Source organism: Streptomyces aurantiacus (genome assembly GCF_027107535.1).
Lineage (GTDB): Bacteria > Actinomycetota > Actinomycetes > Streptomycetales > Streptomycetaceae > Streptomyces.
Window position 1 is genome coordinate 3,214,289 of the sequence record NZ_CP114283.1, and the last position, 16,780, is coordinate 3,231,068.

Here is a 16,780-nt window from a genome sequence, read left to right on the forward strand (position 1 = left end):
ATATTGACATGCGTGACAAGGTCGGTCAAGGTTCGCGTATGGCTGCTGTTGACTTCCCTTCTTCCCAGCACTTCATCGACGGCGAGTGGGTCGCGGCCCGTGACGGCGGCACCCTGGACATCGTCGATCCGGCCACGCGGCAGGTGATCACCAAGGTGGCACTGTCGGGCGGAGCCGATGTCGACGACGCGGTCGCCGCGGCGCGCCGCGCCTCCCCTGCCTGGGCTGTGACCAACCCCAGCGAGCGCGGGACGCTGATCCGGCGCTGGGCCGACCTGATCCTCGCCGACGTCGAGGCGCTGGCCGCCGTAGAGGCGAGGGACGTGGGCAAGCCGCTGTCCGGGGGCCGGACGAACATCTACATCGCCCACGACATCGTCAACTACTTCGCGGGCGCGGCCGACAAGCTCACCGGGGTCACGCTGCCGACACGCAGCCCCGACTACCTGGGCTACACGGTGCCCGAGCCGTACGGCGTGTGCGCCGTCGTCATCCCGTGGAACGTGCCGGCCGTGCTCATGGCCGCGAACGTCGCGCCGGCGCTCGCCGCGGGCAATACGGTCGTCCTCAAGCCGTCCGAGATCGCACCGCTGACCCCGTTCGCACTCGTCGAACTCGCCCGCCGCGCCGGCTTCCCGCCCGGGGTGCTCAACGTCGTCGCGGGCGGCCCCGAGGCGGGCGCCGCACTGACCTCGCACCCGGGCGTCGACCACATCAGCTTCGTCGGCTCCACCGCCACCGGGCGGGCGATCATGACGGCCGCCGCGCAGAACCTCGTCCCGGTGAAGCTCGAACTCGGCGGCAAGTCGCCGAACGTGCTGTTCGCCGACGCCGACCTCGACACGGCGATCGAAGCGGTCGTCGCCTCGATCACCGAGAACGCGGGGCAGAACTGCTACGCCGGTTCCCGGCTGCTCGTCGAGGCCTCGGTGCACGACGAGGTCGTGGAGCGGGTCGCCGCCGCCATGGCCGCGATCAAGACGGGGCCCTGGGACGCCGACCTGGACATGGGACCGCTGGTCAGCGCCGCGCAGTTCGCCCGCGTCAGCGGCTTCCTCCAGGACGCCCCTCGCGAGGGCGCGCGGCTGGTCACCGGTGGCGCGCCCACCGGCGACGGATGGTTCGTCCAGCCGACCGTGTACGACGGTGTGGACGCGGGCATGCGCGTCGCCCGCGAGGAGGTCTTCGGCCCGGTTCTCGCCGTCCAGTCCTTCCGTGACACGGCCGAGGCGACCCAGCTGATGAACGCGACGGACTTCGGCCTGCTGGCCTGCATCTGGACCAACGACGTCTCCCGGGCGCTGCGGCTGGCGAAGGACGTCCGCTCCGGGCAGGTGGCGGTCAACCAGTTCCACGACGCGGGAGTGATCGGCTTTCCGTTCAACATGCAGAAGGACAGCGGCTTCAGCCGGGGCGGCGGGTACGGGGCGCTGCGCGAGTACACCCAGGAGAAGGGCGTGGCCATCCGGTTGTTGGCCCGCTGAGAGTCGACATCATGGGAACCGTCGCTGAAGCGCGGTCCGGCCCGGCCCGGGAGAGGGCCGGGCCGGACCGCGAACCCGCCGGGCCGGACCGCGAACCTGCCGGGCTGGAGCGGGAACTGACCGAGGCCGTGCTCGCCGGCGCCGCGCGCTCGGACGTGCTCCGCGCGCTTCTGCGGGCGACTGGCCGGCAGGTGCGGCTGCTGTCCGCCGAGGGTGTGCCGCTGGCGACCACCGACGGCGGATCCGGAGTCGCGGCCACGGTCGCGGACGGCGTGCTCTCCGGCGTGGCCGAACCGGTGGTCGACACGCTCGACGGGCTGTGCGCCACGGCGTTGCCCGTACGAGCGGGGACGACGTTGGGCGGTGTGCTGCTGACCGTCGGTCCCGCCGATCCGCGGGTGCAGGCGCTGGCCGGTGCCGCCGTCACCGCGCTCCTCATCGACGCCGTGCGCGCGGGGGACGCCTCGGCCGAGGTCTCGCCGCGGCACACACCGGCCGACGTCGTCGCCGCGCTGCGGTCCGGGACGGTGAGCCCCTCGGTGTGCGCGGCGGCCGCGGGACTGGGGATCGATCTGCGGCGACCGCCGGCCGGTGCCGTACTGCACTACAGCGGCTCCCGACTGCGTGCCTGGTCCACCGCCCTCGCCTGGCTGGAGCACCCTGTGCGGCAGGAGGGGCGTACGGCGTGGACGGTGGTGTCGGGCGAGGTCGTACTCGCCCGACTGCAGAGCAGGCTGCGCCTCATGACCGGCGACGAGTCCGCCGGTGACCACGTCGTCGCGGCGAGCGGTTTCTACCCCGACTCGACGATCGGTCTGGCCCGGTCCTTCATCGAGGCAGAACGGCTGCTCGGGCTGGCCAGGAGCCGGCGCGTCCCGCTGCTCACCTTCGCCGGCTGCGGGGTGGTCCAGCTGCTGTTGCCCCTCCCGCGCGCGGAGCTGGAGGCGTACGCCGAGGCGCACCTCGGGCCGATCCGGCAGCGTCCGGAGCTGATGGCGACCCTCCGTGCCTGGCTGGCCGAGCGGGGCAGCCGGCAGAGCGTCTCCGAACAACTCCATCTCCACCGCAACTCGGTGGGCTACCGGGTCCGCCAGATCAAGAACCTCCTCGGCACGGACCCCCTGATTCCCGCCGCCTCGGCGCAGTTGCACCTGGCGCTCGCGGCGCTCGACCTGCTCGCCGCCGACGATCAGCGGCTGCGCGGCGACGACGAAGAACCGGTCTCCGCCGGACGCTGAACCGTCCTTGGCCTGTGCCGCCAGGGGGGTGCGTCGCAATGCGTCCGCACCCGCTCACGCGCCGCCGCGGCCTGCGTGGTGAGCCTTAACAGCAAGCGAAATGCCGATAACAGTCGGTGAAACGACGACGAAACCCAGTTTTTCCATACAAGCGTTGACAGCACTGGTCGGCATGGGCAGAGTGGCCTCACAATACGTTCCACCGCCTCGCAATGCGAGACGGCAAAGGTGAGGAGGGCCGCGGTGCGAGCGATGGTGCAGACCGATTTCGGGGGAACCGAAGTCGTGTCTCCGCAGGACATCCCGGAGCCGGTGTGCGGTGCGCGCGATGTCGTCGTCGAGGTCGCGTACTGCGGGCTGAACCGCCTGGACCTGCTGCAGCGCAAGGGGCCCGGTCTGATCCCCGGCTTCCGTCTTCCCCACGTACCGGGCATGGACTTCGCCGGAACGGTGGTGGCGACCGGATCCGCGGTCAGCTCCATAGTCCCAGGCGACCGGGTCGTCGCCGACCCCACCCAGGGCTGCGGGAGCTGTCCACGTTGCTCGGTGGGCGATCGCGCGTACTGCGTCAGCCCGCGCATCCTCGGCGGCAACATCCCGGGCGCGCTGGCCGAATACGTCCTGGCGTCCGCCGAATCGATCGTACGGGTCCCCAAGTCGGTGTCGCTCGACGAGGCCGTCACCCTGCCCACCGCCTTCGCGACGGCATGGCACGCGGTACACAGCGTCGGAGCACTGGACGCCGGTGAGACCTTCGTGGTGCACGCGGCCGCGAGTCCTGTCAGCCTGGCGGCCATCGCGCTGGCCAAGCAGGCCGGTGCCTCGGTCGTCGCGTTCGCGGGCAGCGACGCGAAGCTGGCCGCGGCCCGCGCGGCCGGCGCGGACCTGGCCCTGCGCAACGACGAACCGGATCCGGCGAAAGCGGTGACCGCCTTCACCGACGGCGCCGGCGCGCACCTGGTCCTGGACCACGTCGGCACCGGCACCTGGCGCACCTCACTGGACTGCCTCGGCATCCGCGGGCGACTGGTGCTGCTGGGCAACACCAGCGGCGACCAGGTCTCCTTCTCACTGAGAGAGGTCTTCCACCGTGGCCTGAAACTGCTGGGCGCCGGGGGCTACACCTCGGCCGACTTCGTCGCCGCCACCTCGGCCTGTTTCGCCGACGGCCTGCACCTTCCCACCGCCGCCCGCTTCCCGCTCGATGATCTCGCCGACGCCTGGGACGTGCTCGGCGCCCGCGACACCATAGGAAAGGTCGTGATCACGCCATGAGCGACCTGCTCATCGTGGGGGGCGACATCGTCACCATGGACTCCGCACGGCGGGTCCTCACCGGCGCGACGATCGCCGTGTCCGGGGACAGCATCGCCGCACTCGGCACCACCGAGGACCTGCGCGCCCGTTTCCCGGACGCGAGAGAGATCGACGCGACGGGCTGTGTCGTCATCCCGGGCCTCGTCGACGCCCACCAGCACACGACCGTCGACCCCCTCGTACGCAGCACGATCCCGGACCACATCAGCTCGCAGGAGTCGATCTTCGATTGGATCGTCCCGCTGCACGCCCACGCCGACGGTGACGACGACGAACTCGCGGCGACAATCACCGCCGTCGAGTGCCTGTCCCGGGGCATCACCACCGTGCTGGAACCGGGCACGGTGGCCTACCCGGAACGGGTCGCCGCCGGGCTGGCCGCCGCGGGGATCCGCGCCCGGGTCGGCGGCTGGGGCTGGGACGCCGAGGGCGTGCCGTTCGGCGCACCCGCCGACGAGGTGCTCGCCCGGCAGGAGGACATCGTCAAGTCCCTGCCGGCCACCGGGCCGGTCACCGGATGGGTGACACTCGTCGGCCACGACCTCGCCAGCGACGAACTCTTCACCGGAGCGGCGAACCTGGCCGAGCGGCTCGACACCGGACTGACCTGGCACGTCTCGCCCGGGCCCGCCGACATCGAGGCCTACGCCCAGCGTTGCGGGCGCCGGCCGGTGGTCCACTTCGGAGAACTGGGCGTACTCGGCCCGCGCCTGCTGCTGGGGCACGCCGTGTGGCTCGACGACGCCGAGGTCGACGCGATCCTTGACACCCGTACCGCCGTCGCCGCCTGCCCGGGGGCCTACCTGCGCCTCGCCCAGGGCTACACCCGCGCCTCGCGCCACGCCGAGCTGGTGCGCAGGGGAGGCAGGGTGGCCCTGGGCTGCGACGCCCACAACGCCGGCGACGCCCCGGACATCCTCCTGGCCGCCTATCTGTTCGCCGGCCTCGAACGCGACCGTGACCTGCCCGACCCCATCCGCGCCGAGCAGGCGTTCGCGCTCGCGACGGTCGACGGCGCCGAAGCGGTCGGTCTGGGCGGGCGGACCGGCTCCCTGGAGGTCGGCAAGGCCGCCGACCTCGTCGTACTCGACACCAGCGACCCCGCCTGGATGCCGCGGGGCGACCTGGCCCGCCAGCTCGTCTGGGGCCACGTGTCGCGCACCGTCCGTGACGTGCTGGTCGACGGCCGCGTGGTCGTCCGCGACCGGCAGCCGACCGGCATCGACCTCACCGCCGTAGCCGAGGCCGCCGCCGAGCGGTCCGCCGCCCTCCTGCGGCGCGCCGGCATCAAGCCCCGCCCGACCTGGCCGACAGAGCCGGCGGGCACCCCGTGAAGGAGACCACCCGTTGAACGTCATCGACATGTCAGGACGCTCCCCGGCACAGAAGCAGGGCCTGCTCTCACAACTGGTGGTACCGCGGCCGATCGCGATGATCACCACACTCGACCCGGACGGAGGGGTCAACGTCGCGCCGTACAGCTACTACATGCCGGTCAGCGGCGAGCCCCCGCTGATCGCCGTCACCATCGGCGCCCAGCGGGAGGCGACCCGTGAGCCGAAGGACACGTGGCTCAACATCGAGCGCACGGGCGAGTTCGTCGTCAACGTCACCACCGCCGAGATCGCCGAGCACATCGAGGCGGTGGCCCGCGAATACCCTCGCGGTGTCAGCGAGATGGACGTCGCCGACTGGCGATCGGTGCCCTCACAGGTCGTCGACACGCCGTCGCTGGCCGACAGCCCCGCGCACCTGGAGTGCCGGGTGCACGAGGTGATCGACCGCGGCGACCACACCTCCTGCTTCTCGGGCGTGCACATCGTCCTCGCCGAGGTCGTCTGCATCACCACCGACGACTCGCTCATGTCCGCCCCGGGCCGCGTCGACCCCACCCGGGTCCGAGCGGTCGGGCGGATGGGCTTCCCGTGGTTCGTCGCCGCGGGGGAGGAGTCCATCTTCCACCAGGCGCGTGTCTCCTACGCCGAGCTCGACCGGGCCGACCGGTCCGCCAACTGACCCACTCCCCGCAAAGTCCCCCCGCGAAGTCACCCCCCCCGCGAAGTCACTCCCTCCGAAGTCACCACCGCCTCCACAGGGCGGTGCCACCCAGCGAACGGAACCGCAGACATGACTGCAGGCAGATCTCTCTGGCGTAGTAGGGCGGCGCTCGGCCTCGCCCTCACAGGAGCCCTCGCGCTCTCCGGCTGCGCCAGCAACGACGCGACGGCACCCAAGGCGACCGCCGCGGCCACTGGCGGCAGCGGCGGATCGGGCCTCAACGAGCCCGACGTCAACGGCGACGGCAAGGTCGTCATCGGTGTCCTCAGCCCCGGTGACATCAACGACCGCGGCTACTACGAGAGTTTCGTCGACTCGGCGGACGCCTACGCCAAGGAGAAGAGCTGGACGGTCATCAAGCGCGGCAGCGTGCCCGCGAGCGACGCGCTCAGCGCCGCCCGCGCGCTGTGCCAGCAGCACGTCGACATGGTCGCGCTCGCCGCGAGTGAGCTCAAGGCCGCCATCCCGGCCTCCGAGGAGCCGGTCTGCGCCAAGACCGCCTGGTACGTGCCGTCGTCGGCGAACATCGACCAGACCCCGCGGATCATGCTGTCCTCCGACAACCCCAACCAGTCGATGCTCGCCGCCGGCTACGCCGCGGGCCTGAAGATGAAGGCGGGCGGCTACACCAAGGCCGGATTCGTCACCGGCATCAAGGCCGACTTCAGTGTCCTGGGAGCGAAGGCATTCCTCGCCGGTATCCGGGAGGTCGTCCCCAAGGCCACCCTGGTGAGCACCTACACCGGTGACTTCAACGACTCGGCGAAGGCCAAGGAAGCCATCCAGGCCCAGATCAGCCAGGGTGCCAAGGTCATCTACCCCTACCTCGGGGGCGCGACCGACGCCGCGGCGCAGGTGGCGAACGCGAGCGGCGTGCTGACCCTCACTCCGGGCACCGACCGGTGCGCCTCGACCAGCCCGAAGTTCGACATCTCGGTGATCTTCAGCCCGGGTGACTACTTCCGGGCCGCGCTGGAGGACTTCGCCAAGGACGACCTGAAGATGGGCACGCCGCGCGTGTGGCAGCTGGGCGTCGACCCCTACCCGACCATCAAGATCTGCAAGGGCCAGGGCGACGAGGACCAGCGGCTGGCGGAGTTCATGAAGAAGATCGGCAACAAGGAGATCGACCCGGAGGCCGAGGTCAAGCGCCTCGGCTGACCGACCGTGCCGACACCGACCCAGGAGATTCACACGCGATGACACCGACGACCTCAGCGGCCCGGATCCTCGAGCTGCGTGGCATCACCAAGTCCTACGGGTCCGTCACGGCCTGCGACGCCGTGGACCTCACCGTCGACGCCGGCGAGATCCACGGTCTCCTGGGCGAGAACGGGGCGGGCAAGTCCAGTCTCATGAAGGTTCTGCTCGGACTGATCCGGCGCGACGCCGGCACCGTGCTGGTGCGCGGTGAACAGGTCGCGCTGGACAGCCCGCAGGAGGCGGCCGAGCTGGGCATCGGCATGGTGCACCAGCACTTCAGCCTCATCAACGGGCTCACCGTGTGGGAGAACGTCGCACTCGGCGACACCGGCGCGGTGAACAAGCAGGCCATCTGCGCCGACATCGCCGAGGTCGCCGCGCGGTACGGGCTGCCGGTCGACCCCGAGGCGCGCGTCGACGCGCTCTCGGCGGGCGAGCGGCAGCGCGTCGAGGTGGTCAAGTGTCTGCGGCGCAACCCTCAGATCCTGATCCTCGACGAGCCCACCTCGGTGCTGACCCAGGCCGAGTCGCAGGAGCTGTTCGCCGTGCTCGGCCGGGTGGTGCAGGAGGAGGGCCGCGCCGTCATCCTCATCAGCCACAAGCTCGCCGAGATCGTGCAGGCCACGGACCGGGTGACGGTCCTGCGCAAGGGCGCTGTCGCCTTCCGGGCGGTCACCGCCGAGACCACCGCGCCGGAACTGGCCCGCCAGATGGTGGGCCGTGACGTGTCGCTGCACGAGGAGGGAGCCGCCCTCGGCCTGCTGCCGGTCGACACGACCCGCACGGGCCGGGGCGGGGCCCACGACCGGCCCCCGCCCGTCCTGAGCCTGGCCGGGCTCACCGTCGAAAAGGGCGGGGTGAAGGTTCTTCAAGGAGTCGACCTGACCGTGGGCGAGGGCGAGATCTGCGCCCTCTACGGCGTCGAGGGCAGCGGCCAGGCGACGCTCGGCGAAGTCCTCGCCGGGCTGGTCCCGCCGACCACCGGCACCATCGAGGTCGCCGGCCGCAGGGTCGACGTGACCCGGCCCGGCGCGCTCGGAAAGGCCGGTCTCGGCATCGTGCCGGAGGACCGGCATCAAAGCGGCGTCGTCCTCGACATGAGTGTCACCGAAAACCTGACGATGAAGTCGCTCGACAAACTCAGCGGCCGGTTCCTGCTGCGCCGGAGCGCGATGCACGCCGAGGCCCGTCGCCTCGCGGACGAGTTCAACATCAGCGCGCCCTCGCTCGACGCGCCGCTGCGCAGCCTCTCCGGAGGCAACCAGCAGCGCGTCGTACTCGCCCGGGAACTGTCAGGTCACACCAGCGTCCTGGTGGCCGCGCAGCCCACCCACGGGCTGGACGTCGGCGCCATCGAGGACATGTACGCCCGGCTGCGCGGGGCGGCCGCGGACGGCGTCGGAGTGCTGCTCATCTCCACCGAACTCGAGGAAGTCATGGCCCTTGCAACCTGGATCGCGGTGATCTCGTCCGGGCGGATCACCGGAGCCCTCCCCGTCTCGGAGGCGACTCCCGAGCGACTGGGCATGCTGGTCGGCGGTGAGGCCGCATGAGTGCCGCCTCGCTGACGGACGGGGACGACCTCGCCCGGCGCTTCCTCGCCCGGCTTCGGCCCGGGCGCGACGGCTGGATGACGGCGGGCCTGACCGCCGTACTGGTCGCCGTCGCCGCGGGCGCCTCCGCGCTGCTGCTCGTACTGACCGGTGGCTCGCCTAGTGCTTCGGCGGACGCGATATGGACCGGAAGTCTGGCCGACGCGACGGGATGGACGACGACGCTCCTCAACACGGCGCCGTTGCTGCTGGTCGCGGTCGGTGCGTGCGTCTGCGCGTCGGCCGGCACGTTCAACATCGGCCAGGAGGGACAGGTCCTCATCGGCGGCCTGGTCGGAGCATGGGTCGGGCTGCGGCTGGCCGTGCCCGGCCCGACGCTGGTCGTCGTGGTGCTGGTCGCCGCGGCCGTCGGCGGTGGCGCCTGGGCCGCGCTCAGCGCGGTGATGCTCCGCCTGCGCGGCGTCAACGTCCCGGTGAGCACCCTGCTGATGACGTTCCTCGCCATCCAGCTCGTCACGTTCGCGGTCAGCACGCCGTGGCTGCAGGAGAGCGCGCAGGGCTCCTCGGGCATCACCGACGCGGCGTCCAACCCCCTGCCGGCAGGCGCCCGGCTCGGCGGCTTCGGGCAGTACCCGTCGGTGCAGTGGAACATCGGCCTGTTCATCGCCCTCGTCGCCGCTGTCGGTGTCGCCGTGGTCCTCACCCGCAGCCGGTGGGGCTTCAGGGTGCGCATGCTCGGACTGAACCCGCTGACCGCCAAGCACACCGGAGTGAGGGTGGCCGCGCTCGGCGGCTTCGCCCTGGCACTGTCCGGAGCCTTCGCGGGGCTGGCTGGCGGGCTGCTGCTGGTCAGCCCGGTCGGCACCAACCGCCTGCAGGCCGGGCTCTCGGACAACTTCGGCTGGGACGGTCTGCTCGTCGCGCTCGTCGCACGCAACCGGCCCCTGGTCGCGATCCCGGTGTCGCTGGTGTTCGCCGTACTGCGCGCGGGCGGCGATTTCCTCTCCGCCACGGGCGTGCCGTACTACCTCGTCGATGTCGTCAAAGCACTGCTGGTCCTCGCGTTCGTCGCGCCTCCCGTGCTCGTCGATCTTTTCCGCCGGCGTCGCGGTGCCACACCGCGGGCGACGCCCGGCCTGTCCGTAGTCCCGACCAAGGTGAAGGCAGCCGCGTGAGCGTTCTGGACAGCACCACCACCATTCTCGCCAGCGGTGTCCGGCTGACCGTGCCTCTGGCGTTCGCCGCCTGCGGTGAGTACGTGGCCGAGCGCGCCGGCACGATGAACATCTCCGTCGAGGCGATGATGCTCGGCGCCGCGTTCACCTCGATCGCCACCGCGAGCGCGACCGGCAGCGCCACCGCCGGCCTCGTGGCGGGCGTCGTGACGGGCCTCGTTCTCGGCTTCACGCACGGCAACCTCTCCCACCGGGCACAGATCAATACTTTCGTCGTCGGCCTGGTGCTGAACGCGCTGGTGCTCGGGCTGACGAGCTACCTGATCACGACGAACGAGTTCGTCTCGCACCAGGTAGACGTGTTGTCGATCCCGCTGCTGCAGGACATCCCCCTCCTCGGCAAGCCGCTGTTCTCCGAACGCTGGCCGGCCTTCCTGCTGTTCGCGCTGGTGCCGCTCACCTGGTGGCTGGTGGAGCGTAGCCGCTGGGGCCTGGAACTGCGGGCGGTGGGGGAGAACCCTCAGGCCGCCGACGTCACGGGCATCAAGGTGAACATGCGGCGCCGGCAGGCTCTGCTGTGGGCCGGCGCTCTGGCCGGTCTCGGTGGCGCCTACCTCGCGGTCGGCGAGGTCGGATCGTTCAACCAGAACATGACCGCCGGGCGCGGATACCTCGTCATCGCCGCCGTGATCTTCGGGGCGTGGCGGCTCGGCCGGACCATGCTCGGCTGCCTGGTCTTCGGCCTCTCCGACGCGATGCGCCTGGCGCTCCCGGCACTCGGCGTCACCCTCAACGCCCAGCTGCTCGTCGCGGCCCCGTACCTCCTGGCGCTGCTGGCCATGCTCCTGTTCGCCACGCAACACCGGGAACCCGGCGCGCTCGGCCGTCCCTTCGAGCGTGGGTCGACGTGACGGGCCAGGTCCGGCGACGGCGGATGCCGGCCCCGCGAAGGCGCGGGGCCGGCATCCGCCGTGGGTGTGCGGCACCGCCGTCAGCGTCGGCGCAGCGCCGCGGTCTCCAGCGCCGGCGGCGTGTGGCCGACGTCCAGCGGGTTGAGGACGCTGCCCGGCGCGACCAGCGCGTCGATCCTGTCCAGCGCCTCGGTCGACAAGGGCCGGTCCACCGCGGTGAGCTGCGACAGGAGCTGGTCGTGGGTGCGCGCGCCCATGACGGCCGAGGTGACACCGGGATGGGCGAGCACGAAGCGCAGCGCCAGCTCGACGAGCGTGCAGCCCTCCTCGGCGGCCACGCGGACAAGCTCCTCGACGACGGCGAGCTTGCGCGTACGCACCTGCTCGTCGGCGAAGTCGAAGTGCTCGCTGTTGCGCAGCGCGCGCGAGTCTCCCGCCGGTTCGGCGCCGGCCCGGTACTTGCCCGTCAGCCAGCCGCCGTTGAGCGGGCTCCAGACCATGACGCCCATACGGTGCCGCTGCGCGGTGGGCAGGGCAGCGGCCTCCGCGTGCCGGGCGAGGAGCGAGTACGACAACTGCTCCACGGTGAACCGCTCGCGGCCACCGCGCCGCGCCGCCCACTGGGCCTCCACGATCTCCTCGGCCGGGAAGCTCGACGAGCCGATCGCCCGTACCTTGCCCGCCCGCACCAGGTCGCTGAGCGCCCCGAGGGTCTCCTCGACGTCGGTGTGGGGATCGGGACGGTGGACGAGGTACACGTCCAGGTGGTCCGTCCCCAGCCGGCGCAGGCTGTCCTCCACGGCATGTGTGATCCACAGCCGGGAGGTGCCGCCCCGGTTGCGGTCGAGCGGGCCGGCGGGCATCCGGCTCGCGACCTTCGACACCAGGACGACGTCGTCGCGCCGTCCCTTCAGGGCCCGGCCGACGATCTCCTCCGACTCGCCGAAGGCGTACACGTCGGCGGTGTCGACGACGTTGACCCCGGCGTCCAGCGCCGTCGCCACCATGCGGTGGCACTCCGCCTCGTCGGTGTTGCCCCAGGCGCCGAACATCATCGTCCCCAGGCACAGCTGACTCACCTCGATGCCCGTCCCACCCAGAATCCGGTAGCGCACGCTTGCCCTCGTCTCCCAGCCGACGCCCTGTCGCTGTCCTCGCGCAGGCTCGCACGGCGGCGGGCCGCGAACCGATGTCGCGCGGGGCCAGCATCCCTGGCCTGCGTGTTGTGTCCGCAGCACATCGACCCGCGGGTGCGTGCGCACCTAGGCTCGAAAGAAATCCCACCCACTCACCATGGAGGTACCGTGACCACCGGTCTCACCTCGGCACGCTGGACTCACGTCGCGCTGCCGACCGGCGATCTCGACAAGGCGATCGCGTTCTACACCACCCTGACTCCGCTGGTCGTGGTCGAGCGGTTCAAGGACGCCGACGGCGAGAGCGTCTGGCTCTCCAACGACCAGCAGGCCGAGACGCCGTTCGTACTCGTCCTGGTGTCGTTCAACAAGGACAAGGGCGCCCAGCTGGGCCTGCTGCACCCGTTCGCGCACCTCGGCATCGAGGTGCCGGCGCGGGAGGACGTCGACGCGCTCGCGGACCGGGCCCGCGAGCTCGGCTGCCTGCACTGGGAGCCGAGGCAGATGCCCGAACCCGTCGGCTACATCTGCGCTCTGAAGGATCCCGACGGCAACGTCGTCGAGATCTCCCACGACCAGCGGGTCTTCACCTCGGTCCGCAAGAAGTGGGGCTCGTCCTGAAAGACACCCGCGCCGCCGTCGAGGCCTACCTCGCGGCACTGAACGCGCACGACGCCGACGCCGTGGCCGCCTGCGTGGCCGAGAACTTCGTCAACGAGCACACGTCGTCGCTGGGACACAGCCGCAGGGGCCGCGCCGAGTACCGCGCCGCGCTGACCGGGTTCCTCGAGAACTTCGGGGACCTGCACTACGCGCCCGAGGGCGTCCTCGTCGACGGCGAGTCGGCCGCGGTGCCGTACGTCATGACGTTTCTGATGCGGTCGGCGGGCGACCGCCCCGTACGAGTGCGCGGGGTCTTCGTGTTCACCGTCGCCGGCGGCCTCATCACGCGTCGCACGGACTACTGGGACAGCGGTGAGGTGCAGCGGCAGCTCGCCTGACGCCCCTTCCTGCCGCCCGAGACCGGGCCCCCTGACACCCCGTCCGCCCCTCGTGCGGACGGGGTGTCCGTGCCTTCCCGGACTGGCAATTCTCGGGCGTGACGCTGTCTCGGATGAGAGATGCTCGCCATGCGAGCAAACCGCTGGAGACACCGCTGGGCACCGCGCCTGCGTCCCCCCGGAAATCGAGAGACCGTACGACGCGGTGCGAGGTTGTGGGTGACCCGGGCTGCGGCGCCTGTGAAGAACGAGGGCGCCCTTGTCAGTCGACGTCTGTGCCCGGCCCTGGCCGAACGTCTCCTTCTGCGGCCGCGCACACGGGGGACCTCGGGCGTGCCCTCGACCGTGGGCAGCCTTGTCGCGACAGAGAAGCCGCCGTCAACGGGACGGTGACCTGCCAGTGGAGCCCGCCATGATCGCGGGACAGATCCTGGCCTGAGCCGGACGGGCCACGCCCGCCGGACCGGCCGGGCCTGCCCGCGGACGGCGCGGCCTGGTCCGCACTGCGCCGGTGTGGCGGGAGCGTCGTACTCGGTGCTGCGGAGAAGGGTTCGTCCATGAGCGCGAAAGGTCACCGGCCGCAGACCGGGGGCGCGGACGAAGGCCACCGCTGTCGCATGCCCCTGGACAGCTCTGCAGGGTACTTGCCGGCATAGTCACCGAGGCCGACCGGCGTCAGCAGCTCGTCCTGATCTCCCGTGGAGAGACTCGGAGACTCGGTCCGCGCCGCGCCGACGGTCGCGGGGCCGACCCACCGATTGGTTGATGCCGGCCGGCAGGGCGACGTCCTTTCGTAGCGTCGACCATGGCAGCAGGGCGGGAGCCTGGGGGACCGTTCCGATCGCCTTCAGCGCGCAAGCCCTGCGCCGGAGTCATCCCGAGAGCGTCAGGCTGTCGCTGCTGTACGCGCCGATTCAGGCGAATGCCCGCAGCAGGGTGGACTTCCTGTGGCCGCTCGGGCCGATCAGGCCGATGAACGTCCCGCGAGGTCTTCGACGGGGCCGGGGACGGCCGAGCGGAGCGAGGTCGTCCAGGTGCTCATGACGGATCCTTTCCGGTCGGCTGCAGGGCGGTCGGCTCCAGCGGGTTCAGAGTATGGAACCGGCGACCCTGATAGGTGAGCGGCTCCCCTCCGTCGACCACCACACCGGCCACCTCGATCAGGATGATCGTGTGGTCGCCGGCGGTGAGGCGCTGGTGCACGACGCCCTCGAGCGACACGGTGGCGCCGTCGAGCAGGGGTGGACCGAGCTCACCCGGACTGAAGCGCGCCGAAGCGAACCTGTCGACGCCGGCCGTCGCGAACGCCTGCGCCACCGGGTGCTGGTCGGATGCCAGGACGTTGACGGCGACCGACTCGGCCTGGCTGAAGGCCGGGTGGACGTCTGCGGTGTCGGCCAGACAGACCGAGATCAGCGGCGGGTCCATCGACACGCTGGTCACCGAGTTGGCGGTGAAACCGTACCGCTGCCCGTCCACTTCGGTGGTTACTACACAGACAGACGTGACCATCGAGGACAGTCCGTCGCGGTACGCCTGCGGGTCTTGGCGGATGACCGGCCGGCGCTTGACGGCGTGATCCGTGGAGGGGGTGGGCATGTCAGACCACCGCCATCTCGCCGGCGCACTCCGGCGCGCCGCAGGCCGTCGACTCGGTGGCTCGGTGGATGCGGCCGGGTGCTCCGCAGGCATCGCCGCCGCCGGTGATCCGGGACGGTCGTCGTGTCGCGGGATTCGGCGGGGCGGCCGGCGGGGAGGCCGGCGGGGAGAAAGCGGATCTCATCTTGTCTTGCCTTTGCTAGGGATGCCCCGACGCTAAGATGAGGTGTTTCGTATGTCAATATGCTATCTCGTATGGAGTGTCGCAAGTGGGGTGTGGGGGTTCGGCAAGGTTGTTCTCATCGGCGGCGTCGGCTCGCCGGTGGTGCGAACAGCCGTGCTGTGCGGGTGCCGAGGGATGCCGGGCGCTGCCGGTCGTTTCGTCGAGCGTGCAGAAGGCCACGTCGATCAGTCGCTGGGTCATGTATGGAAGCTTGGGGCTGTCAGCGAGGCGTCCACGGCGTCGGCCTCCGCCCGCCCGGGTGGAGAGCGGTGATCCCGCACCGCGAGTCTCGACCACCCGCTACCGCGACACTCCCTTGGGATCGTGTGCACCGGGCAGCTTCAGGGCGGCCCGCGGTCCGCTGCGGGAGTGCAGCCACCAGTCGCGCATGCCCCATAGGGCAAGCGCGCCGTAGGTGACGTGGACGAAGCCGGAGAAGGCGTAGCCGCTGGTGAAGGCCGGCGGGACGCCGACCAGGTCGACCAGGTCGACCAGTAGTCAGGCGATCCAGAACTCGACCATGCCGCGTGCCTGGGCGTACATCGCGACGACCGTGCCGACGAAGACGTAGGCGTCCGGCCAAGGGTCCCAGGGCAGTGTCGGGTAGGCCTTGAACAGCAGGGCCACGGCGACCGTGCGGACGGTGACGGCGCCCACCGTCGCCGCACGCTCGGTCCATCGCCGCCAGCCGTACAGGGCCACGGTCATGACGACGGCCTGCTTACCGGCGCTGCCGGCCGGGTGGCCGAGCGCATCCGTGGGGTCTTCGTGGTTCGCCGTCGGCGGCCGTGTCGGCACGCGCCGCACGGACCGCTGGGGTGGCGGCAAGGTGAGGCGGCGGCTCGTGTGCCGCCGTGGCCGACGTCGTGGAAGTGGCGCTCCGAGCTCGCACCTGACTACCCGTCAGCTCTTGTCCGGGCGGGATGTCGGCCTGCCTGCATCTCGCATTTCTGTATCGCTTGACATGATGCTATCTCGCATTGAAAGATGCCCGCCATGCGAGTAGTGACGACGGACGCCGGCCTTGGCCGGATCGAGGGCGGGGCCATCGCCCTGCTGGACACGGCTTTTCCGCACGTCGGCGCGGTCCTCGAACAGCAGGGATCGCTGCGGTGCCTGGAGTCGAGCGCGGTGCGTCGGCGGATCCCGCTCGACGAAGCCACGCTCGTGGCGCCGCTGGGCCGTCCACGCGCTGTGTGGGGCATCGGCCTCAACTACGTGTCGAAGGCGGCCCGGGCCGGCCGGGGGCTGCCCGAGCAGCCGATCCTGTACCTGGCCGCGTCGTCCGGCGTCCTGGCACCGGGCGCACAGGTGGTGATCCCACGGGCCGCGACCGAACCCGACTACGAAGGGGAGATCGCGATCGTCGTCGGGCGCCCGCTGTACCAGGCGTCCGAGTCGCAGATCTGGCCCGCGATCGCCGGCATCACCGCGGCCAACGACATGACGGCGCGTGATGTCATGCGCGCCACCGCCACGCCCGCCCTCGCCAAGAGCTACCCGGGATTCACGCCGCTCGGCGCGTCCGTCTGCACCCCCGACGACCTCGCCGACCGCGATGCGATCCGCGTACGGAGCTGGGTCAACGGCGTACTCATGCAGGACGACACGAGCGCCGGGATGATCTTCCCGGTCGCCGATCTGCTCAGCCGGCTCTCGTGGTTCACCGCCCTCGAACCCGGCGACGTCGTCCTCACCGGAACCCCGGCCGGCACCGGCCAGGACCGCGGCTGCTTCCTCGCCGACGGCGACGAGATACGGGTCGAGGTGGACGGCGTACTGCCCCTCGTCACCCGCGTCGTGCGTCCCGCGGACGCCTCACCGCACGACCACCGGCTGACCGAACCGGTCAGCTGACCGCCCCTCACACTGGAGCACACAC

General features: G+C 71.1%; 14 protein-coding genes and 1 pseudogene. 12 read left to right on the forward strand and 3 right to left on the reverse strand.

The window, feature by feature from the left end; translation table 11 throughout:
• The first annotated feature begins 38 nt into the window (after positions 1-38).
• The 9 genes from O1Q96_RS15995 (at position 39) to O1Q96_RS16035 (ending at position 10,939) form a co-directional block, all read left to right on the forward strand.
• Complete coding sequence (locus O1Q96_RS15995) at positions 39-1,484, forward strand: aldehyde dehydrogenase family protein (RefSeq protein WP_269248806.1); 1,446 nt, start codon at positions 39-41, stop codon at positions 1,482-1,484.
• A gap of 11 nt (positions 1,485-1,495) precedes the next feature.
• The gene (locus O1Q96_RS16000) at positions 1,496-2,722 is read left to right on the forward strand and encodes a PucR family transcriptional regulator (RefSeq protein ID WP_269248807.1); all 1,227 of its coding nucleotides are present in this window, start codon (positions 1,496-1,498) and stop codon (positions 2,720-2,722) included.
• Between the two features lie 252 nt (positions 2,723-2,974).
• A complete protein-coding gene (locus tag O1Q96_RS16005; RefSeq protein ID WP_269248808.1) occupies positions 2,975-3,997 on the forward strand; it encodes an alcohol dehydrogenase catalytic domain-containing protein in 1,023 nt (340 codons plus the stop codon).
• On the forward strand, positions 3,994-5,373 hold the full coding sequence (locus tag O1Q96_RS16010; RefSeq protein ID WP_269248809.1) for an amidohydrolase family protein: 1,380 nt from the start codon (positions 3,994-3,996) through the stop codon (positions 5,371-5,373). The genes O1Q96_RS16005 and O1Q96_RS16010 overlap by 4 nt, the downstream gene beginning before the upstream one ends.
• Before the next feature lie 13 nt (positions 5,374-5,386).
• Entirely contained in the window at positions 5,387-6,055 is a 669-nt protein-coding gene (locus O1Q96_RS16015) for a flavin reductase family protein (protein WP_269248810.1), read from the forward strand.
• Positions 6,056-6,166: 111 nt separating this feature from the next.
• Positions 6,167-7,258 (forward strand): BMP family ABC transporter substrate-binding protein, encoded by a 1,092-nt coding sequence (locus tag O1Q96_RS16020; protein WP_269248811.1) that lies wholly within the window; start codon positions 6,167-6,169, stop codon positions 7,256-7,258.
• Between the two features lie 38 nt (positions 7,259-7,296).
• Positions 7,297-8,853, forward strand: coding sequence for an ABC transporter ATP-binding protein (locus O1Q96_RS16025; protein ID WP_269248812.1), 1,557 nt, complete (start codon positions 7,297-7,299; stop codon positions 8,851-8,853).
• The gene (locus tag O1Q96_RS16030) at positions 8,850-10,028 is read left to right on the forward strand and encodes an ABC transporter permease (protein WP_269248813.1); all 1,179 of its coding nucleotides are present in this window, start codon (positions 8,850-8,852) and stop codon (positions 10,026-10,028) included. Before O1Q96_RS16025 ends, O1Q96_RS16030 begins: the two co-directional genes overlap by 4 nt.
• Positions 10,025-10,939 (forward strand): ABC transporter permease, encoded by a 915-nt coding sequence (locus O1Q96_RS16035; protein ID WP_269248814.1) that lies wholly within the window; start codon positions 10,025-10,027, stop codon positions 10,937-10,939. The genes O1Q96_RS16030 and O1Q96_RS16035 overlap by 4 nt, the downstream gene beginning before the upstream one ends.
• Positions 10,940-11,019: 80 nt before the next feature.
• Here the strand turns inward: O1Q96_RS16035 and O1Q96_RS16040 are convergent, their stop codons facing one another.
• Entirely contained in the window at positions 11,020-12,054 is a 1,035-nt protein-coding gene (locus tag O1Q96_RS16040) for an aldo/keto reductase (RefSeq protein WP_269248815.1), read from the reverse strand.
• A 189-nt stretch (positions 12,055-12,243) separates the two neighbouring features.
• Here O1Q96_RS16040 and O1Q96_RS16045 point away from each other — a divergent pair, with 189 nt between their 5' ends.
• Together O1Q96_RS16045 and O1Q96_RS16050 are read left to right on the forward strand one after the other, a co-directional pair.
• Positions 12,244-12,696 carry a VOC family protein gene (locus O1Q96_RS16045; RefSeq protein WP_269248816.1) on the forward strand — a complete coding sequence of 151 codons (453 nt, stop codon included), beginning with the start codon at positions 12,244-12,246 and terminating at the stop codon, positions 12,694-12,696.
• On the forward strand, positions 12,681-13,076 hold the full coding sequence (locus O1Q96_RS16050) for a nuclear transport factor 2 family protein (protein WP_269248817.1): 396 nt from the start codon (positions 12,681-12,683) through the stop codon (positions 13,074-13,076). Before O1Q96_RS16045 ends, O1Q96_RS16050 begins: the two co-directional genes overlap by 16 nt.
• A 1,038-nt stretch (positions 13,077-14,114) precedes the next feature.
• Here the strand turns inward: O1Q96_RS16050 and O1Q96_RS16055 are convergent.
• Both O1Q96_RS16055 and O1Q96_RS16060 read right to left on the reverse strand, forming a co-directional pair.
• Positions 14,115-14,675, reverse strand: a complete 561-nt coding sequence (locus O1Q96_RS16055) for a flavin reductase family protein (RefSeq protein WP_269248818.1) — start codon at positions 14,673-14,675, stop codon at positions 14,115-14,117.
• A gap of 523 nt (positions 14,676-15,198) precedes the next feature.
• Positions 15,199-15,645 (reverse strand): annotated as a pseudogene (locus O1Q96_RS16060) (nicotinamide mononucleotide transporter); the annotation flags it as partial.
• A 249-nt stretch (positions 15,646-15,894) separates the two neighbouring features.
• Between O1Q96_RS16060 and O1Q96_RS16065 the strand changes: the two are divergent.
• Positions 15,895-16,755, forward strand: coding sequence for a fumarylacetoacetate hydrolase family protein (locus O1Q96_RS16065; protein WP_269248819.1), 861 nt, complete (start codon positions 15,895-15,897; stop codon positions 16,753-16,755).
• Positions 16,756-16,780 lie beyond the last annotated feature (25 nt).